The 20,012-nt window shown below is 63.1% G+C and carries 18 protein-coding genes; 11 read left to right on the forward strand and 7 right to left on the reverse strand.

Going from position 1 to position 20,012, the window contains the following annotated elements:
- Nucleotides 1-83 precede the first annotated feature (83 nt).
- Both ABH922_RS17515 and ABH922_RS17520 read left to right on the forward strand, forming a co-directional pair.
- Nucleotides 84-1,310 (forward strand): YbfB/YjiJ family MFS transporter, encoded by a 1,227-nt coding sequence (locus ABH922_RS17515; protein WP_424808116.1) that lies wholly within the window; start codon nucleotides 84-86, stop codon nucleotides 1,308-1,310.
- Nucleotides 1,307-2,326, forward strand: coding sequence for a nitronate monooxygenase (locus tag ABH922_RS17520; protein WP_424808117.1), 1,020 nt, complete (start codon nucleotides 1,307-1,309; stop codon nucleotides 2,324-2,326). Before ABH922_RS17515 ends, ABH922_RS17520 begins: the two co-directional genes overlap by 4 nt.
- On the opposite strand, the gene ABH922_RS17525 is transcribed toward ABH922_RS17520, so the two are convergent.
- The 5 genes from ABH922_RS17525 to aceA form a co-directional block, all read right to left on the reverse strand.
- Complete coding sequence (locus ABH922_RS17525) at nucleotides 2,323-2,544, reverse strand: hypothetical protein (protein WP_424808118.1); 222 nt, start codon at nucleotides 2,542-2,544, stop codon at nucleotides 2,323-2,325. The genes ABH922_RS17520 and ABH922_RS17525 overlap by 4 nt on opposite strands.
- Before the next feature lie 108 nt (nucleotides 2,545-2,652).
- Complete coding sequence (locus ABH922_RS17530; RefSeq protein ID WP_424808119.1) at nucleotides 2,653-3,693, reverse strand: NAD(P)-dependent alcohol dehydrogenase; 1,041 nt, start codon at nucleotides 3,691-3,693, stop codon at nucleotides 2,653-2,655.
- A gap of 63 nt (nucleotides 3,694-3,756) precedes the next feature.
- Entirely contained in the window at nucleotides 3,757-6,072 is a 2,316-nt protein-coding gene (gene metE, locus ABH922_RS17535; protein ID WP_424808120.1) for a 5-methyltetrahydropteroyltriglutamate--homocysteine S-methyltransferase, read from the reverse strand.
- 25 nt (nucleotides 6,073-6,097) lie between these two features.
- Nucleotides 6,098-6,994 carry a 3-hydroxybutyryl-CoA dehydrogenase gene (locus ABH922_RS17540; protein WP_424808121.1) on the reverse strand — a complete coding sequence of 299 codons (897 nt, stop codon included), beginning with the start codon at nucleotides 6,992-6,994 and terminating at the stop codon, nucleotides 6,098-6,100.
- 179 nt (nucleotides 6,995-7,173) lie between these two features.
- Nucleotides 7,174-8,463 carry an isocitrate lyase gene (gene aceA, locus ABH922_RS17545; RefSeq protein ID WP_424808122.1) on the reverse strand — a complete coding sequence of 430 codons (1,290 nt, stop codon included), beginning with the start codon at nucleotides 8,461-8,463 and terminating at the stop codon, nucleotides 7,174-7,176.
- A gap of 453 nt (nucleotides 8,464-8,916) precedes the next feature.
- Between aceA and ABH922_RS17550 the strand changes: the two genes are divergently transcribed.
- The 4 genes from ABH922_RS17550 to ramB all read left to right on the forward strand — a co-directional run bounded on the left by ABH922_RS17550 (nucleotide 8,917) and on the right by ramB (nucleotide 12,824).
- On the forward strand, nucleotides 8,917-9,609 hold the full coding sequence (locus ABH922_RS17550; RefSeq protein WP_424808123.1) for a hypothetical protein: 693 nt from the start codon (nucleotides 8,917-8,919) through the stop codon (nucleotides 9,607-9,609).
- 74 nt (nucleotides 9,610-9,683) lie between these two features.
- The gene (locus ABH922_RS17555; protein WP_424808124.1) at nucleotides 9,684-9,971 is read left to right on the forward strand and encodes an FmdB family zinc ribbon protein; all 288 of its coding nucleotides are present in this window, start codon (nucleotides 9,684-9,686) and stop codon (nucleotides 9,969-9,971) included.
- Nucleotides 9,972-10,027: 56 nt separating this feature from the next.
- Nucleotides 10,028-11,287: a formamidase gene (gene fmdA / locus ABH922_RS17560; RefSeq protein WP_424808125.1), complete on the forward strand. Its 1,260-nt coding sequence runs from the start codon at nucleotides 10,028-10,030 to the stop codon at nucleotides 11,285-11,287.
- Between the two features lie 124 nt (nucleotides 11,288-11,411).
- Nucleotides 11,412-12,824 (forward strand): acetate metabolism transcriptional regulator RamB, encoded by a 1,413-nt coding sequence (gene ramB / locus ABH922_RS17565; RefSeq protein WP_424808126.1) that lies wholly within the window; start codon nucleotides 11,412-11,414, stop codon nucleotides 12,822-12,824.
- Here the strand turns inward: ramB and ABH922_RS17570 are convergent.
- Together ABH922_RS17570 and ABH922_RS17575 are read right to left on the reverse strand one after the other, a co-directional pair.
- Nucleotides 12,814-13,866, reverse strand: coding sequence for an alpha/beta hydrolase (locus ABH922_RS17570; RefSeq protein WP_424808127.1), 1,053 nt, complete (start codon nucleotides 13,864-13,866; stop codon nucleotides 12,814-12,816). The two genes, ramB and ABH922_RS17570, sit on opposite strands and share 11 nt — an antisense overlap.
- A 133-nt stretch (nucleotides 13,867-13,999) precedes the next feature.
- A complete protein-coding gene (locus tag ABH922_RS17575; protein WP_424808128.1) occupies nucleotides 14,000-15,019 on the reverse strand; it encodes an alpha/beta hydrolase fold domain-containing protein in 1,020 nt (339 codons plus the stop codon).
- Nucleotides 15,020-15,231: 212 nt separating this feature from the next.
- Between ABH922_RS17575 and urtA the strand changes: the two genes are divergently transcribed.
- From urtA to urtE, 5 genes are read left to right on the forward strand one after another with little or no spacing between them, the layout of a single operon-like run.
- Nucleotides 15,232-16,491 carry an urea ABC transporter substrate-binding protein gene (urtA, locus tag ABH922_RS17580; RefSeq protein ID WP_424808129.1) on the forward strand — a complete coding sequence of 420 codons (1,260 nt, stop codon included), beginning with the start codon at nucleotides 15,232-15,234 and terminating at the stop codon, nucleotides 16,489-16,491.
- A gap of 46 nt (nucleotides 16,492-16,537) precedes the next feature.
- Nucleotides 16,538-17,422: an urea ABC transporter permease subunit UrtB gene (gene urtB, locus ABH922_RS17585; protein ID WP_424808130.1), complete on the forward strand. Its 885-nt coding sequence runs from the start codon at nucleotides 16,538-16,540 to the stop codon at nucleotides 17,420-17,422.
- Nucleotides 17,419-18,525, forward strand: a complete 1,107-nt coding sequence (gene urtC / locus ABH922_RS17590) for an urea ABC transporter permease subunit UrtC (RefSeq protein ID WP_424808131.1) — start codon at nucleotides 17,419-17,421, stop codon at nucleotides 18,523-18,525. Before urtB ends, urtC begins: the two co-directional genes overlap by 4 nt.
- Before the next feature lie 35 nt (nucleotides 18,526-18,560).
- On the forward strand, nucleotides 18,561-19,316 hold the full coding sequence (urtD, locus tag ABH922_RS17595) for an urea ABC transporter ATP-binding protein UrtD (protein WP_424809708.1): 756 nt from the start codon (nucleotides 18,561-18,563) through the stop codon (nucleotides 19,314-19,316).
- A 3-nt stretch (nucleotides 19,317-19,319) separates the two neighbouring features.
- Nucleotides 19,320-20,012, forward strand: coding sequence for an urea ABC transporter ATP-binding subunit UrtE (urtE, locus tag ABH922_RS17600; RefSeq protein ID WP_424808132.1), 693 nt, complete (start codon nucleotides 19,320-19,322; stop codon nucleotides 20,010-20,012).

Here is a 20,012-nt window from a genome sequence, read left to right on the forward strand (position 1 = left end):
CTACGTGCGGTGAGAGCCTGCGCCTATCAGACGAGAGCAAAGTGGTCGTGGCATATCGGTGAGCACCGGCAGATGATCACTGCATGGCTTCGGTAATCGCTTCGAAGACTGCTGAGCAGTCGTTCTCGCCGCGTGTCCACACCTTTGAGGCTGGGGCGGCATTGGCGGCGGGTATGGGTATCGGCCGGTTCGTGTACACCCCGATCCTGCCGTTGATGCACCAGCAGGCGGGTCTGTCCGACTCGCTGGGTGCCACGTTGGCGACTGCCAACTACATCGGATATCTACTCGGAGCACTCGTCGGGATCTTCGTACCGACCGTCGTACGCTCCACCGTGGCACTGCGCAGTTCGCTGCTGGTCCTGGTGGCGACACTGGCGCTCATGCCGTTGACACACGACGGGACGGTCTGGTTGGTTCTCAGGCTCGTCGCCGGACTCACCAGCGCTCTGATCTTCATGATCGCGGTCAGCTCCCTGCACGCCCACCTGACAACACCCGCCGCGCACCTGTCCGGGTGGGCATTCGGTGGAGTCGGAGCTGGTATCGCTCTCTCCGGAGTTCTCGTGCTGGTCCTGCGATCGATCGGCAACTGGCAATCGGCGTGGTGGGGCGCCGCTGCGGTGACGCTGATCTGCACCGTCGTCGCGTGGCCATTGCTTCCGGAGCCGACACCGAGCAAAGCCGCATCGAAGGCGTCGGTCTCCGGCAGACCCCGGACCCACCCGTGGTTCACCGCCGCGCTGATCAGCTATACCTTGGAAGGGATCGGCTACATCATCGCCGGGACGTTCCTCGTCGCCGCGATCGATCAGAGTGCCGGCGGCTGGATCGGTAGCAGCGCCTGGATAGTGGTCGGATTGGCGGCGCTCCCGTCCTCCGCCGCGTGGGCGTGGCTGTGCCTTCGCTGGGCGCGGCCCAACCTCCTACTGGTCGCCTTGATCATCCAAGCGGTCGGAATCGCACTGCCTGCCCTGATCGGTGGTGTCGGCCCGGCGCTGGTCTCCGCGTTCCTCTTCGGAGCCACCTTCATGGGTATCGCCTCGATGGCACTGGGAATCGGTGCGCACCTGCAATTTCCGCGAGCCGTCGCACTGCTCACCGCCGGATACAGCATCGGACAGATTCTCGGTCCACTGGTCGTGGCCCCGGTACTGCACAACGGCTACCACCAGGCTCTGCTGATCGGCGCCGTCGTCGTCGTCGCATCAGCACTCGCCGCTGCGACACTGCGTGTGCGCTACCCTCACCACATCGGTGTAACGCACGAAAACCTGATCCCCCCACACACATCGGAGAAGTTTGTATGAGTATTCCAGGACTGGACCTCACCATCCCCGTCATCGCGGCCCCGATGGCGGGCGGCGCGTCGACGCCCGCCATGGCAGTTGCTGCCGCACGGGCCGGATCGCTCGGTTTCGTCGCTGCCGGATACAAGACCCCCGATGCCGTCGCCGATCAGATCAACGCCGTCAGAGGTGAAGGAGTTACCTTCGGGGTCAACGTTTTCGCGCCCAATCCGGTGCCGATCGACGCGGTCGCGTTCCGTGCGTACGCCGATGCGATCCGTCCCGAGGCGCAGCGTTACGCAATCGCACTACCCGACGGCGATCCGGTCGAGGACGAGGACTACTTCCGAGAAAAGATCGACCTGCTGCTGGCAGATCCTGTTCCGGTAGTCAGTTTCACCTTCGGTATTCCCGATTCCACCGTCATCGCGGCACTGCGCAAGGCCGGCTCACTGGTCGTGCTGACGGTGACGTCGGGCGACGAAGCGGTTCTGGCGACAGATGCCGGAGCCGATCTTCTCGTCGTACAGGCCTCGGCGGCCGGTGGTCACTCGGGAACCCTTACACCACAACGTATCCCGCGGGCCATACCGATCACGGAGCTGCTCGGGCAGGTACGCCGGCACACTGATCTACCGCTCCTGGCGGCAGGGGGTCTGTCCACACCAGCCGCTGTGGCGGCGGCAGTGGCAGCCGGGGCAAGTGCGGCAGTGGTCGGCACCGTGCTACTTCGCACCGAGGAAAGCGGCGCATCCGAACCTCACAAAGCCGCGCTCGCCGACCCAGCCCGTGAGCGCACCGTCATCACCCGGGTCTTCACCGGTAGGCCGGCGCGAGGACTCGAGAACGACTTCATCACTCGGTACGAGGCGCAGGCACCTGACGGATATCCGGCCATTCACCATCTCACCAGCCCGATCCGCAAAGCCGCTGTTGCAGCGGGTGATTGCGAGCGGGTGCACCTGTGGGCCGGGACCGGATATCGGGATGCGAAAGTCGAGTCGGTCGCGACCACGCTCGGCCGGTTGGCCGGCTAGAACAAGTGCGGCCCTTCCTGGTGCATCCGGTGGGCGTGGCGGACGGTTCCGATGTAGAGGCTGATCGCGAGCCCGAGCACTCCGACTCCGGCGAGAGCCGCGATCAGGGCCCAGCCGGCATGGCCCGATCCGGCCGCAACGAGGAAGGCGCCGAGACAGAATGCGGTCACGAAGACCGAGAACAAAGATGCCCAGGATGCAAAGAGGTTGAGCTTCATGGCTAGCTCCTACCGTGGAATTCGCTGTGATTCGACGGTACGCCTGGCCGAAGACACGGACAAGAGCCGTGCGGTATCCCCGCACCATCTTGTCCGCGCCTGAACAGCTCAGATGGTCGCGGTGTCGATCACGAAGCGGTAGCGCACGTCGCTCGCGACAACACGCTCGTAGGCCTGGTTGACCTGACTTGCCTCGATCACCTCGATCTCGGCGCCGATGCCGTTCTCGGCACAGAAGTCGAGCATCTCCTGAGTCTGGGGGATACCGCCGACCATGCTGCCTGCGAGACTTCGACGGTTGGCAGCCAATGAGAACGCGCCGACCTCGATCGGTTTCTCGGGCAAGCCCAACTCCACCAACGTGCCGTTGATCGCCAGCAGCGACATGTACGCATCGACGTCGAGGTTGACCGAGACGGTGTTGAGAATCAGATCGAACTGCCCACGCAGCGCGGTGAAGGTCTCGGCGTCCTTGGTGGCGTAGTAGTGATCGGCGCCCAGGCGAAGCCCGTCTTCCTTCTTGCTCAACGACTGGCTCAGGACGGTCACCTCGGCGCCGAGAGCCTTCGCGATCTTCACACCGACATGGCCGAGACCGCCGAAACCGATGATCGCAACCTTCTTACCGGGACCGGCATTCCAGTGCTTGAGCGGCGAGTACAGCGTGATCCCCGCACACAGCAGCGGCGCTGCGACGTCGAGCTCGATGCCCTCGGGAATGGAGAGGACGAAGTGCTCGGTGACCACGATGTGCGTCGAGTAGCCGCCCTGGGTGGACTTGCCGTCAGGCCCCTTGGCGTTGTACGTCCCGGTAACTCCGCGAGTGCAGTACTGCTCTTCACCGGCAGTACATGCCTCGCATTCTCCACACGAGTCGACGAAGCAACCGACCCCGACGCGGTCACCGACCTTGTGCTTGGTGACACCACTACCCACAGCTGCGACCACGCCTGCGATCTCGTGACCCGGCACCACCGGATAGCGGGTTCTACCCCACTCGTTGCGGGCGGTGTGGATGTCCGAGTGGCAGATGCCGGCGAACTTGATGTCGATGAGGATGTCCAGAGGACCGAGCTCACGACGTTCGACGGTGGTCTTCTCGAGTGGACCGTCGGGGGACGTCGCGGCATAAGCGGCAGCAGTAACCATGCCTACATGCCTACATGCGCACGGGGGGTCCTGCAAATGCAGGACCCCCCCGTCACCGGTTCTTCACCCGAGCTGTCCGGCGGCCCGCTCCGCCCGCTCGGCTCGGCGACGCAAACGCCGTGCCGCCGCCACCAGATTGCGCAACGAAGGCTCGATCTGCCACCGATGGCGGGTCTTGAGACCGCCGTCCGGGTTGGCCCACAGGCGATCGAGTGCAATCGATTCGCTTGCCTCGGTGAGTAATTCGTCGAGCTCGTCGATATCCGGGATCCTCGCGGACCGCGCCTCGTACACTCCCGGTCCGACGCCGTGGGTGAGCGAACCGGCTTTCAACGCCTCGAGTACCCACGTCGTAGAGCGAGTGGCGACGATTGCCGTGACATCGGCGTCCAACCGTTCGATGGCGTCGACCACCGACGACCGAGCGGAGTACGTCAGATGCGTGTGGATCTGGGTTTCCGGCTTCGCGGCACCCGTCGCCAGTCGGAACGCGTCGACAGCCCACTCCAGGTATGCCTCCCGGCCGTCCTCGCGGAGCGGAAGCAGTTCACGGATCGCCGGCTCGTCCACCTGGATGATGGCGATCCCAGCAGCCTCGAGATCCGCGATTTCGTCCCGAATGACCAGTGCCAGTTGCTCTGCCGTTTCGTAGAGCGGCTGATCCTGGCGCACGAACGAACGAGCGATCATCGTCACCGGACCCGTCAGCATGCCCTTGACCGGCTTGTCGGTCAGCGACTGCGCGTACGAGATCCACTCGACGGTCATCGGCTTCGGACGCGCGATGTCGCCGTAGAGAATGGGCGGTCGAGTACACCTGGACCCGTACGCCTGCACCCACCCGTTGTGCGTGTAGGCGTACCCTTCGAGCAGTTCCGCGAAATACTGCACCATGTCGTTGCGCTCGTGCTCGCCGTGCACGAAGACGTCGAGTCCGATGTCTTCCTGGAGCGCGATGGTGCGCTCGATCTCTTCCCGGACGTGCGCGCAGTAGTCGTCCCAGGCCAGACGGCCCTCGCCGAGCTCGTAGCGAGCCTGCCGGGTCGCATCGGTCTGCGGGAACGAACCCAAAGTCTGGGCAGGCACCAACGGCAGGTTCAACCGTTCCTGCTGCGCCATGCGACGCTCCTCGTACGGTGCCCGCACGCGATCTTCGGGCTTGATCGCGTTCACCCGCGCGCGCACCGCATGCTTGAGCTTGAAGTGCACCTTCGTCGGACGCTTGCGCCACTTGTCGGACGGGCCGTCGGTGAGCGCCTTCGCCAGCGAGACCACCTCGCCGACTTTCTGCTTCGCGAAGGCCAACCGATCCGCGACGTCACCGGGGATGTCGTACTCGGACAGCACGTCGTACGGCACGTGCAGTAGCGACGACGACGTCGACACGACGAGATCGGGGACGACGTCCTTGATCTCGTTGAGGTACGTCAACGTGTTGAACTGATCGACTCGCCACACGTTTCGACCGTCGACGACACCTGCGTAGATACGTTTGCGCTTGATGTTCGGCACCGCAGCCAAGTCGTCGGCCGTGATTCTGCCCTGCACCAGATCCAGTCCGAAAGCCTCGATCTTGGTGGCAGCCAGGATGTTCAGTGCTTCACCGAACTTGCCGTACGGTCCGGTGACCAGTAGGCGTGGACGCAACGGTGCCGTCGAGAGCTGCTCGTACGCCCGCTTCAGCGCTGCGAGCTCGTCAACAGTGCGGTCCTCGGTGAGCGAGGGCTCGTCCAACTGGATGCAGGTGGCACCGGCCTTGGCGAGCTGCTCGAACAGCTTTTCGTACTCGGGCAGGATCCGATCGAGCAGATCGAGCGGCGTGAAGGTCGGATCCACCTGCTCGGTGGCCGGGCCCACCTTCGAGAGCAACAGTAACGAGAGCGGACCCATGACGACCGGACGCAATTCGATACCGAGCGCCTTGGCCCGCTCGAACTCGTCGAGCAGGGTTTCCGAATGGAGTTCGAACACGGTGTTCGCATCGATTTCGGGCTGGCGGTAGTAGTAGTTGGTGCCGAAGAAGCGCACCAATTCCAGCGGCGGGAAGTCCGGCCGCCCGCGGGCCATCGTGAAGTAGAAATCGAGAGGATCGAGTGCGTCCTGCAACGGCTCGAATCGTTCGGGAACCGCTCCGAACAGCAGCGCATTGTCGAGAACGTGATCGTAGAAGGAGAACGTGTTGCCGGGTACCTGACTCAAACCCGTCGCAGCCAGTTCACTCCAGGTCGATTCCTGAAGTTCCTTCGCGACGGCCCGCAAGGCATGTTGATCGGAGGTGCCGCGCCAGTAGGACTCGAGGGCCCTTTTGAGTTCGCGTCGCGGACCGATCCTCGGATACCCCAGGACGCTGGAGCCGAATGCTGCGGTGCTGCTGGACATGCGATCGACCTTTCACCGAGGGCGCTTAACTTGCTTGCTTGGCACCGCGCCCGTTGTCGGGGTACTCGTAGAATCCGGCGCCGGACTTCTTGCCGGTCAACCCTGCCTCCACCATGCGCAGCAGGAGCGGCGGAGCCGAATACAGCGGCTCCTTGAACTCCTCGTACATGGAGTCGGCGATGGACTTGACGGTGTCGAGTCCCACCAGGTCGGTCAATGCCAGCGGACCCATGGGGTGCGCGAGGCCCAGAACGGTGGCCTTGTCGATGTCTTCCTTTGTCGCGAACCCCGACTCGACCATTCGAATGGCGGAGAGCAGGTACGGCACGAGAAGCGCGTTGACGACGAACCCGGACCGGTCGGCGCTGCGCACGACCTGCTTGCCGAGGACGTCACCGGCAAATGCCTCGGCGCGTCGGGTGACGGTCGCGCTCGTCTTGAGCGTCGTCACCAACTCGACCAGGGGCAGCACCGGAACGGGATTGAAGAAGTGCATTCCGATGACGCGTTCGGGGCGCTTGGTCGCGATACCGAGCTTCATGATCGGAATGGACGACGTGTTGGAGGCGAGGACGGCATCGGGATCGGTGACGATCGAATCCAGTTCCGCGAAGATCTCGTTCTTGATCTTCTCGTCCTCGAGAACGGCCTCCACCACAAGTTGACGGTCGGCGAAATCGCCGAGGTCGGACGTGAAACGCAGCCGCCAAGCTGCCTGCTCACGCTCACGCTCGGTGATTTTTCCGCTGCTCACACCTCGGTCGAGCGAGCGCAGGATGCGTGAACGCCCCGCTGCTGCGAGCTCGCGTGTCTGCTCGAAAACCAGAACATCGACATGGGCGCGGGCGCACACCTCGGCGATTCCGGCACCCATCTGTCCGGCGCCGATAACGCCGACGCGCTGAATTTTTTCGCTGGTCACGTCAGCTCCTTGTGTGTCTAGTGGAGGTCGTACTGAAAGTCTCGGCAGAAAGTCCGATGCGGCCGAAGCGATGGGCCGAAGCGGCCGTGCGTCGGATACGAATGTGGTGGTCGAATGTGCTTCGGATAGAACTCAGGAGGAGAGGCTCGCGAACGAGCCCCTCCTCCTGATGGAAATGACTAGTGGAACTGGCCCTCTTCGGTGGAGCCCTTCAGGGCAGCGGTCGACGTGTTGGGATCGACGGTGGTGGCGATGCGGTCGAAGTAGCCGGCGCCAACCTCACGCTGGTGCTTGATGGCGGTGAAGCCGCGCTCTTCTGCAGCCTTGAACTCGCGCTCCTGCAGGTCGACGAACGCGGTCATGCCCTCGCGAGCGTAGCCGTGCGCCAGGTCGAACATGCCGTAGTTGAGCGAGTGGAAGCCGGCAAGGGTGATGAACTGGAACTTGAAGCCCATTGCGCCGAGCTCCTTCTGGAACTTCGCGATGGTCGCGTCGTCCAGGTGTGCCTTCCAGTTGAACGAAGGCGAGCAGTTGTAGGCGAGGAGCTGGTCCGGGAACTCGCTGCGAACGGACTCGGCGAAGCGCTTGGCAACCTCGAGGTCCGGCACGCCGGTTTCCATCCAGATGAGGTCGGAGTACGGTGCGTAGGCCTTGGCGCGAGCGATGCAGGGCTCGATGCCGTTCTTGACACCGTAGAAGCCTTCGGCGGTGCGGGTTCCGTCGAGGAACTCGCGGTCGCGCTCGTCGACGTCGGAGGTCAGCAGGGTAGCGGCCTCGGCGTCGGTGCGGGCGATGACGACCGTCGGGACGTCCGCGACGTCAGCTGCCAGACGTGCAGAGGTCAGGGTGCGGATGTGCTGCTGCGTGGGGATGAGGACCTTGCCACCGAGGTGTCCGCACTTCTTCTCCGAAGCGAGCTGGTCTTCCCAGTGCGAGCCGGCCACGCCGGACGCGATCATGGCCTTCTGCAGTTCGTAGACGTTCAGTGCGCCACCGAAGCCGGCTTCACCGTCGGCAACGATCGGGGCGAGCCAGTTGTCGACGGAGGTGTCACCCTCGACCTTGGCGATCTCGTCGGCACGCAGCAATGCGTTGTTGATGCGACGAACGACCTGCGGAACCGAGTTGGCCGGGTAGAGGCTCTGGTCCGGGTAGGTGTGGCCCGAGAGGTTCGCGTCGCCTGCAACCTGCCAGCCGGACAGGTAGATCGCCTTGAGGCCGGCGCGAACCTGCTGCACGGCCTGGTTGCCGGTGAGGGCGCCCAGCGAGTTGATGTAATCCTCGTTGTTCACGAGATCCCAGAGGATCTCGGATCCACGGCGGGCGAGGGTGGCTTCCTCGACGACGGTGCCCTGGAGCTTGACGACCTGATCGGCCGTGTAGTTACGGGTGACGCCCTTCCAGCGGGGATTCGTGTCCCAATCCTGCTGGATCTCGGCTGCGGTCTTCGGGGTGCCGGTGGTCGACATCAAGACTCCACTCTCTGTGATCTGCTGGCCGGGGGGCGAGAATGAGCGGTACATCCGTACTGCTTCACATCCTTGCCAGGCCCTTCGTGTGTACTCATCGAGAATGACACACGTAAAAACTGCCGTCTACCTGTTGCTAATGCCAATCTTCGCTATCTTTTCAACACCGTTTGCTAAGTTTGCAAACTTTTGACGAGAGCCGACCCCCTCCATTCGGACAGGTTACTTACCCGCGAGTAGCAAGAAAACCGCAGGCCGCGGCCGAAACCGCGCACAGCGCGGATTCGCCGAGAATTGACCGTCCGGTCGCTCCTGAACTGCCTGCTCGTCGACTACGAATCGAGGCCGAGTGACGGCAATCACTGCACCAGTACGAGGAATTCGTTACCTGGCCGGACAAATGCACCGAAAGTACTTCCTGGTGCGGTGCACCGGGGCCATATGCTGACCGCCATGCCCGACGAGAACGAAATGCCGCCGACCGATCGCGCGTGGTCGCAGGCACAACCACCCGATTCCGGGTACTACCGGCCGAGCCGGTCGGGCGCTCGGGCGCAGCCACAGGCCTTCCCGTCTCACGAGCCTCCACAAGATCCTGAACCGCCTCGCAGGAACGGGTGGGCGATCACTGTCGGTGTGCTCGCAACCGTCGCCGTCCTGAGCGTCTTCGGCGCCTTTGCCTGGGTGCTGTGGCCGAAGAACGTGCCAGACGCCTCCGCCGGTGGCAGCGTCTCGGGCATTACTTCCGTGGCGAGCGCTACGCCCGGCCCCACCGTCACCACGACCGCGAAACCGACTACGACGCCTCCCACGCGAACGACCCTGCCCACCACCACCCTGCCGAGCACCACCTTGCCGAGCATCACCGCGGCACCGGCTGCCGCCTTCCCGGCGGGAGCGTCGCCGTGCACTCCGACCGCCGCAGGTACGTCCGGCTTCCGCGAATCCGCGACCGGATCGGCCAACACCTCGTGCCAGTTCGCCGAAGCGGTTCGGGCGGCCTTCCCCGTGCACAGCGCCGACGGAAGCTCGTCGATCTCGGCGCGAAGCCCGGTGACGGGCAAGGACTACCGAATGACGTGCACCACGGCCGCCGGCGTGTCCACCTGCAGGGGAGGCGACGGCGCAATCGTGTACCTGAAGTAGTCGCGCCCCTGAAATCAAGTGGCGTGCACACCGTTCGACTGACGCATCCGCGGAACGTCCGATAGCGTGACCCCATGCCCCTGTACGAGTTTCGATGTACCGGCTGCGGACCCGCCGAACGGTCGTTCGCCATGGCCGATGTCCCCTCGTCCATCCGATGCCCCGGTTGTGGGCTCGAATCCCGTCGCGCAGTGTCGCCGCCACGATTGAGTCACGGCGCGTCCGCTGCCATGGGGTTGCTGGACAGCACGGCACGGTCGGCTCACGAACCGGCCGTCGTCCGCGGCCGGTTACCGGGAGCCGCGCGCACGATCACGCCCACGACATCCAACCCCTTGCATCGAAAACTCCCCCGCCCCTGAGGTTTCGACTTCGCCGTCCGACCGCCCGCAGGTTTCGTCGAGAATGAGGAGTACACATGCCCGAACTGCTGTTTCCACTCGATTCCACGAAAAAGTTCACCGATCAGGCGATAGTGGGCCACAATCGTTGGCACCCGGATATTCCGCCTGCGGTCACCGTCAAGCCAGGAGATTCGTTCCGCGTTCACTGTCGTGAATGGTTCGACGGCGCCATTCACAACGACGATTCCGCCGACGACATTCTCCATGCTCCGTTGACCACGGTTCACACTTTGTCCGGCCCGTTCGCGGTCGAGAGTGCGAAGCCCGGCGACCTGCTGGTGGTCGACATCCTCGACCTCGGGCCTATCCCCCAAGAGGATTCAGGTCCACTGGCCGGTCAAGGCTGGGGGTACACCGGAATCTTCCCTCGCAACAACGGTGGCGGCTTCCTCACCGAGCAGTTTCCCGATGCGTACAAGGCGATCTGGGATTTCTCCGGCCAAACCGCGACGTCGCGTCACATTCCGCACGTGTCGTTCACCGGTATCGTGCACCCGGGACTGATGGGCACCGCTCCCTCGGCGGCCCTGCTGTCCACCTGGAACAAGCGTGAGGGCGCGCTGATCGCCACTGACCCCGATCGGGTTCCGCCACTGGCACTTCCGCCCGAGCCTCGAGACGCCGTTCTGGGTTCGTTGGCCGGCGACGAGTACACGCGGGCAGCAGCGGAAGCAGCGCGCACCGCACCACCGCGAGAGAACGGCGGCAATCAGGACATCAAGAACCTGACCAAGGGCAGCCGGATCTTCTACCCGGTATTCGTCGACGGCGCCAACCTTTCGGTCGGCGACCTGCATTTCTCTCAGGGTGACGGTGAGATCACGTTCTGCGGCGCCATCGAGATGGGCGGATTCATCGACCTGCGGGTCGACATCATCAAAGGCGGCATGGACACCTACGGGGTCTCGGAGAATGCGATATTCATGCCGGGCAACACCGATCCGCAGTACTCCGAATGGCTTGCGTTCTCCGGTACGTCGGTCACCCTCGACGGCGAGCAGAAATACTTGGACTCGCATCTGTCCTATCAGCGAGCCTGTCTGCATGCTATCGAGTACCTCACCAAGTTCGGTTACTCCCCCGAGCAGGCATACCTCCTCCTCGGGGCGGCACCGATCGAGGGCCGATTGTCCGGCGTCGTGGACATCCCGAACTCGTGCTCCACCGTCTATCTGCCCACTGCGATCTTCGATTTTCCGCTCGCCCCGTCGTCGAGCGGACCGGTGAAGATAGACCCCGGAATCGGCGCGCCGCGCTCGGAGAACCGCACGTAGCGAGATCTGCGAGTGGTTGAAGCGTCCCGCACTCTTCGACCACTCGCAAGATCGCAGGCCCGCCTACTGCAAACTCTGCGAACCCTCATGTGCGAAGGAATCCCGCCGCTCGTATCCTGGGAAAATGTCGAAAACCTTTGTCGGTGCCCGGCTCCGCCAGTTACGTACCGAGCGTGGGCTGAGCCAAGCATCGCTGGCCAAGACTCTCGAGATCTCGGCGAGCTACCTCAACCAGATCGAGCATGACGTTCGGCCGTTGACGGTTCCGGTGCTCTTGCGGATCAGCGAGGTCTTCGGGGTGGACACCACGTTCTTCGCTTCGCAGGACGACACCCGACTGATCGCGGAGATGAGAGAGGTCGCGCTCGATCAGGAGATGGGTATCGACGCCGATGCCCACGAGATCGCGGAGATGGTCTCGAGTCATCCGGGCCTGGCCAAGGCAATGGTCAACATGCATCGCCGGTTCCGTAACACCACAGCGCAGCTGGCCGCTGCCACGGAGGACCGGTTCGCCGACGGGAGTGGCAGCGGATCGATCACGATGCCGCACGAAGAGGTTCGCGACTACTTCTACCAGCGCCAGAATTACATCCACGACCTCGACACCGCCGCCGAGGACCTCACCACGCGGATGCGATTCCACCGCGGCGACGTCGCAGGCGAAGTCGCTCGGCGCCTCGAGACGGTACACGGGGTGCAGATAGTGCGCCGTATCGATCTGGGCGAGAACATCCTGCACCGCTACGATCCGGACACTCGGGTGCTCGAGATCTCACCTCATCTTTCGGGCGGTCAGCAGGTATTCAAGTTCGCCACCGAACTTGCCTTCCTCGAACACGCCGATCTCCTGGACCGGCTGGTCGGCGAGGGCAACTTCACCAGCGACGCCTCACTCTCGTTGGCCCGGCTGGGGCTGGCGAGTTACTTCGCTGCCGCAACCGTCCTTCCGTACGGACAGTTCCACGACGTCGCCGAAGATTTCCGCTACGACATCGAGCGGCTGTCGGCGTTCTACTCGGCCAGTTACGAGACGATCTGTCACCGATTGTCCACCTTGCAGCGGCCCAAACTTCGCGGGGTACCGTTCATGTTCGTCCGCGTCGATCGTGCCGGGAACATGTCGAAACGCCAGTCGGCCACCGGGTTCCACTTCTCCACCAGCGGTGGCACCTGTCCGCTGTGGAACGTGTACGAGACCTTTTCTTATCCCGGCAAGATCATGCCGCAGATAGCGCAGATGCCGGACGGTCGACGCTATCTGTGGGTGGCCCGCACCGTGGAACGGCGCGCTGCCCGCTACAGCCAGCCGGCAAAGATCTTCGCCATCGGGCTCGGCTGCGAGATTCGGCACGCGCACCGCCTGGTCTACAGCGACGGCCTCGATCTGGACGAGTCGAATCCGGGGACGCCGATCGGTGCGGGCTGTCGGGTATGCGAGCGCCTGAACTGCCCGCAGCGCGCTTTCCCGCCCTTGGGTAAGGAACTCGACATCAGCGAACATCGAAGTTCGATCTCCCCGTACGTCATTCGCTAGTCGAGCGGCCCGCGTTCCCGACAGCGGAATGCGTCCGCAAGAACTCGATCGTGCGTTTCAACGCATTCTGACCGTCGGCGGTCTCGAGATCGAACTGGTACTCGTGGTCGAGTGGCGGATCGTGATCGTCGGGATAGAAGAGGGAATCGACGTCTACTCCCAGTTCGGACAGCTTGTCCGCGAACGGCTTCGACTGTCCTGCGGTCAATACGTCGACGTTGCCGCCGGTGATGAACGCCGGTGGAAATTCCGATGTGACGTGGTTGATCGTCGACATCTGGCGGACCGCCGGGGACGTGTCGAAGTGCCGGGAACCGGTGTACGCCCAGATCGACTGTCGGTCTTCGGTCCAGCCGAAGGTACCGTCCGGCGAGAGGAATTCGTTCATGTCGTACACGCCGCAGTCGAGTACCACTCCGCGCACCTGGCTCGGTGTCAGAGTGGGCACGATTCCGACCTCGGCTGCATAGGACGGGTCGGTCACCATGGCTGCCATCTGACTGGAAATCTGTGCGCCCGCCGAGTCGCCGCCGAGAAATATCGCCCGGGGATCGACGTGCAGACTGCTCGCGTTCTGAACGACGTAGCCGTATGCCTTGTCGAGTTCTTCGAGCACGGTCGGATACTCGCCGTTCGTGGACAGCGAATAGTTCACGGAGATGACCGTGAAACCCGCATCCGCCAACGACTGGTAGTACCCCGAGTAGTCGGACTTGTCACCGGCTATCCAACTGCCTCCGTGCGCCCAGATCACTGTCGGCAGGGCTGCCGGGGCCGACTGCGGGAAGTACGCGTCGAACTGTGCGTCCGCATCGTCGTCGTCGTACGACTGATCGGTCAGCGACTCCACGCCGGTCGGCGCGGTCTCGGCCAGCGCCGCGCTCACCGCGTCGGCATCGCCTTTCGACCACAGTTGGATGGCCACTGCTCCCGGCCATGGTGTCACGTAGGCGGCGACAGCACCGGCAACCGCCAGCACGAGCATCACGGACAGACCCACGACGATGCGTCGACGCCAACGCGTGACAGACGACAGATGCACGGCAACTCCCGGGTGGCTGGGGCGAACGCGGCCTAGGTTAGCGTAAGTAACGAACCTGGGAATCCGCTGTGATCACGCTCCCGATATGGTTGGCCCGTTTCGACCACATTCGCCCACCATCGGGGTGACCCACCTAACGTGAGTACCGGTCGAGAAAGTCCACCGTCCGCTCGAACGCGGTCATTCCGTCGGGGTTGTCGAGGTCGAATTGGTACTCGTGCCCGAGTACCGGTTGGTGATCGTCCGGGTAGAACAAGGTGTCGACCGCCACACCTAACCCACCGAGTTTGTCTGCCAACGGCTTCGACTGTCCGTCGGTCAACGGATCGCCGTTGCCGCCGCTGAGATAGGTCGGCGGAAATGCCTCGGTGACGTAGTTCAACGTCGACATCTGATCCGCCGCCGTGGAATCGAGGAACTCCCGGTGACCGGTATAGGCCCACAACGACCTGTCCACACCCCATCCGACGATCCCGGAACCGCCGGCAACACCGGCCAGATCGTAGATTCCGCAGTTCAGGACCACTCCACGCACTTGCTCTGGGCTCAGTGCGGGAGTTATTCCGAGCCGGGCGGCGTAGTCCTCGTCGGTGACGAGAATCGCCATCTGACTCGAAAGCTGCGCACCCGCGGAATCACCGGCCAAGAAGATCCGACTCGGATCGACGTGTAAGCGCTCCGCATTGGCCAACACGAACGCGTGCGCGGCGTCGAGTTGCTGCACGGCCGTCGGATAGTGGCGTTCGGGGCCGAGTGAGTAGTCCAGCGCCACCACGGTGTAACCGCGGGATGCGAGCAGTTCGTAGTACGTCGCGTAATTGGACTTGCTTCCCGAGATCCAAGCGCCGCCGTGGGTCCAGATCACCGTCGGCAGAGCCACGCTCGTGGACTCCGGAAAATAGACATCCAGATACGCGTCCGAATCGCCGTCCCGGTACTGCTGGTCCTTGATCGAGTCGACGCCGGCCGGCGCGTGCTTCTGCATCGCGGACGTGACCTCGGCTGCGTCCCGCTCGAACACCCAGCGCACGGCCAGAGCGCCCGGTCGCGGGCTGAGCACGAAAGCAAGTGCCACACCGCCGACGAGGAACACCAGCGCCCCCGATGTCCACAAAACTCTCCTACGCCATCGAGGCGTTGATCGGCTGGGCATCTCGTTTCCTGAACTCTCGGCGAAAATGTCGCGTTCAGCCTAGCCGTGAGGTCATGTTCACCGGCCCGAAACATCGGAGATCAACTCGTCACAGACAGTCATTTCTCGGAAACAACCCCCACCTAGTGTTTGCACTCATTCGAATACATCGCCGTATACACCACTCGGATACAGATCAACCCGCAGTTGACCGACCGACGAAAGGCCCGTACATGCGAAGCTTCTCCCGACGCACTATCGCCGCTCCCGCCGCCATCGCCGCACTTGGACTGATCCTGAGCGGATGCGGCAGCAAAGCCACCGACACATCGGCGACACCGGGTGCTGGATCGTCCTGTGTGGACACCTCCGGAGACACCGTCAAAGTAGGGTCACTCAACTCGCTTTCGGGGACGATGGCCATCAGCGAAGTCACCGTGCGCGATTCGATCGCACTCGCGGTCAAGGAAATCAATGCCGCCGGTGGGGTCCTGGGCAAGAAGGTTCAGATAGTGGCCGAGGACGGCGCGTCCGAACCGACGGTTTTCGCGGAGAAGGCCGAGAAGCTCATCAGTAGCGATTGTGTCGCAGCGGTTTTCGGTGGCTGGACGTCGTCGAGTCGCAAGGCGATGCTACCGGTCTTCGAGGACAACAACGCATTGCTGTACTACCCCGTCCAGTACGAGGGCCTCGAGGATTCGAAGAACATCTTCTACACCGGCGCAACCACCAATCAGCAGATCGTTCCCGCGCTGGATTATCTCGCCGAAAAGGGCGTCAAGTCGCTGTACCTCGTGGGTAGTGACTACGTGTTCCCGCAGACCGCCAACCGCATCATCAAGGCATATGCGGCGGCAAAGGGAATAGAGATCAAAGGCGAGGACTACACCCCCCTCGGTTCGACCGACTTCTCCACCATCGTCAACAAGGTCCGAACGGCAAACGCCGATGCCGTGTTCAACACGCTCAACGGCGATTCGAATGTCGCGTTCTTCCGTGAGTACTCCAACGTCGGTTTGAAGCCCGACACCATGCCCGTCGTGTCGGTGTCGATCGCCGAGGAGGAGGTCGGCGGAATCGGCGTCCAGAACGTGGAAGGCCAACTGACGGCCTGGAACTACTATCAGACGCTCGACACCCCGGAGAACCAGAAGTTCGTTGCGGCGTACAAGAACGAATACGGCCAGAACAAACCCACCTCCGATCCCATGGAAGCGGCATACACCTCCGTCTATCTGTGGAAGAACACCGTCGAGAAGGCGAAGTCCTTCGCTGTCGGTGACATTCAGAGCAACGCCGACGGCGTGAGTTTCGACGCGCCCGAGGGCACGGTCACCATCGACGGCAGCAATCACCACGTCACCAAGACCGCACGGATCGGTGAGATCCGCAACGACGGGTTGATCTACACCGTGTGGGATTCGGGTCAGCCGATCGCCCCGGACCCGTACTTGAAGAACTACCCGTGGGCAGACGGACTCGGCAACAAGTAACTCCGGACAGTTCGGAATCTACCGGTAGAGAGGAGGAATCCACGACATGGACATCGCAGTCGGACAGGTCTTCACAGGATTGAGCATCGGATCGATCCTACTGCTGGCGGCATTGGGACTGTCGCTGACGTTCGGCCAGATGGGCGTCATCAACATGGCGCACGGCGAATTCATCATGGCCGGTTCCTACACCGCCTACGTGGTACAGCAGGTGATCTCCGATGCCACCGGATCGCTGATCGTGTCACTGATCCTCGGGTTCGTCGTGGGGGGACTGATGGGCGTTCTACTCGAGGTCACCCTCATTTCCCGGATGTACCACCGCCCACTCGACACGTTGCTGGTCACCTTCGGCGTCGGCTTGATCCTGCAACAGGCGGCCCGGGACATCTTCGGAGCCCCGGCCGTCAACGTCACCACCGCGTCCTGGTTGTCCGGCGGAATCGACATCTTCGGGGCCGTGGTGCCGAAAACCCGTGTATTCATTCTGATCTTGGCGATCGCCGCGGTCGTCACCTTGTCGACGGTGCTCAAGCAGTCGTCGATGGGTCGCCGTATTCGAGCTGTGGTCCAGAATCGGGATCTCGCCGAGACCAGCGGGATCTCTTCCCGTCGAACCGATATCACGACGTTCTTTCTCGGTTCGGGCCTGGCCGGTATCGCCGGTGTGGCGCTCACACTGATCGGCTCCACCAGTCCGACCATCGGAGCGTCCTATCTGATCGACGCGTTCCTCGTCGTGGTCGTCGGTGGGCTCGGTCAGATGAAGGGCGCGGTGATCGCGGCGTTCACCCTCGGCATCTTGAACTCGTTCATCGAGTACTCCACCACTGCATCGGTAGCCAAGGTCATCGTCTTCGTCATCATCGTCGCATTCCTCCAGTTGCGCCCGCAGGGCCTGTTCGCCACCAAGACCAGGAGCCTCGTATGAACATTCTCGGCAATCCACGGGTCAAGGTCTGGGGCGGTTTCGCACTGGCAGCAGTGGTGTTGTTCGCGATCGCCCCGGCGGTGCTCTCCGATTTCCGGCTCTCACTGCTGGGCAAGTTCCTCTGCTTCGCGATCGTTGCGGTCGGCATCGGGTTGGCCTGGGGCAGAGGCGGAATGCTCACCCTCGGGCAGGGCGTGTTCTTCGGTATCGGCGCGTACGTCATGGCCATGCATCTCAAGATCGCCGACGCCGAGCTGAAAGGCGACGCGGTACCGGACTTCCTGGCGATCGCCGGGAAGACCGAACTTCCGGGGTACTGGCAGCCGTTCGCCTCACCGTTCGTCACCGTGTTCGCGATCATCGTCCTACCCGCAGGTATCGCGTACCTGCTGGGGCTCGGAATCTTCAAGCGCCGAGTCAAAGGCGCGTATTTCGCGATCCTGTCCCAGGCTTTGGCCGCCGCCTTCGCCATTGCCCTGGTCGGTCAGCAGTCCATCGGAGGCAGTAACGGACTCAACCGCTTTCGCACGTTCTTCGGATTCAATCTCAACGACCCGGCGAACAAGCGCATGTTGTTCTTCATCGCCGCAGGTGTCTTGCTCGCAGCGGTAGCCCTGATCCGTCAGTTGATGAACTCCCGCTACGGCGAACTTCTGGTCGCCGTCCGTGACCAGGAGGAGCGGGTCCGATTCCTGGGGTACGATCCGGCGAACGTCAAACTCCTCGCCTACGTCACCGCAGCCTTCCTCGCCGGTATCGCCGGAGCGTTGTTCGTCCCCATCGTCGGTATCATCTCCCCCGCCGACGTCGGAGTGGTCCCGTCGATCGCTTTCCTCATCGGGGTCGCGATCGGTGGCCGGGCCAGCCTGCTCGGTCCGGTACTCGGCGCGATCGGCGTCGCGTGGGCGCAGTCGGCTTTCTCGGAGAAACTGCCCTCCGGTTGGGTGTACGCCCAGGGATTGATGTTCATCGTCGTGGTCGGCTTCTTCCCGGCTGGTCTCGCCGGACTGGCCGCTCTGGCCCGTCGACGTAAACGTACTGCTCAGGAAACGGATTCACGGTCCGCCAGAGAACCAGCTCGAGTACCGGAGGTGTTGTCGTGAACGATCCGATCCCCACGCCGGGCGGCAATGCCGGAATGTCGTCCGAATATCTCGAGGTTCGCGATCTCGCAGTCTCCTTCGACGGATTCAAAGCCGTCGATGGAGTGGACCTGACGTTGATGCAGGGCGATCTGAGATTCCTGATCGGACCGAACGGGGCAGGCAAGACCACTGTCGTGGACGCGATCACCGGTCTCGTCCCGGCCACCGGCTCGGTCACGAAGTCAGGAGAAGAACTGCTGGGCAAGAAGGTTCACCGGATCGCCAGACTTGGGGTGGGTCGAACATTCCAGACGGCGAGTGTCTTCGAAGAGCTCTCCGTGCTGCAAAATCTCGACATCGCCGCCGGTTCCGGTCGCTCTCCGTTGACCATGTTGCGTGCCCGCAAGTCGGTCCTGCCTGAAATCGAAGAAGCGCTCGAGACCATCGGGCTCACCCACCTGAGGGACTCGCCGGCCGGGATTCTCGCTCACGGGCAGAAACAGTGGCTCGAGATCGGCATGCTACTGGTCCAGAACTGCTCGGTCCTGCTGCTCGACGAACCCGTCGCGGGTATGAGCCTCGAAGAACGTGAGGAGACCGGAAATCTGTTGCGCCGCATCGGTGGTGCGCGAACAGTTCTGGTGGTCGAGCACGACATGGATTTCATGCGCGCGTTCGCCACCTCCGTCACGGTCCTTGCGGGCGGAAAGGTGCTCGCCGAAGGAACCGTCGCACAGGTACAGGCGGATGCGAAAGTCCAAGAAGTCTACCTCGGTACGGCCGGCGCCGAAACGATCACGAAGGAGTGAATCATGCTCGAATTGAAGGACATACGTGCGGGATACGGGCGAACCGAGGTCATCCACTCGGTATCGCTGACCGTTCCGGGAAACGGAGTGGCCGCGGTGATGGGCCACAACGGCGCCGGTAAGACCACCCTGCTTCGAGCTGCCGTCGGACTGATCAAGCCCACCGGAGGAAAGGTCCTGCTCGACGGTGAGGACATCACAACCCTGCGGCCGAGCGCACGGGTAGCCCGGGGCCTGGCCTACGTGCCGCAGGGCCAGCAGTCCTTCGGTCAACTCACCACAGCCGAGAACCTGCGGGTGGTCGCGGACGGCCGCAAGCGCGGCAAGGCACTCATTGCGGAAGTCCTGGACCTGTTTCCGGCACTGACCACCCTTCTCGACCGACGGGCCGGGCTGCTCTCGGGTGGGCAACGGCAGCAGTTGGCGATTGCGCGGGCACTCATCACCGAACCGTCGATCCTCATCCTCGACGAACCCACCGAGGGCATTCAACCCAACGTCGTCGCGGAGATCGAGCGCACCGTCGTCGAACTGACGGGCCGCGGCGACCTCGGTGTGCTCCTGGTGGAACAGCACATCGGTTTCGCCCTGCAATCCGCCCAGCACTACAGCATCCTCGCCGGTGGGCGGGTCACCTCCACCGGCGACGGTGGTGTCTCCTCCACCGACGACGTGCGCCGAGCGATGGCGATCTGA

Source organism: Rhodococcus sp. 27YEA15, assembly GCF_049739425.1.
GTDB lineage: Bacteria > Actinomycetota > Actinomycetes > Mycobacteriales > Mycobacteriaceae > Rhodococcus_F.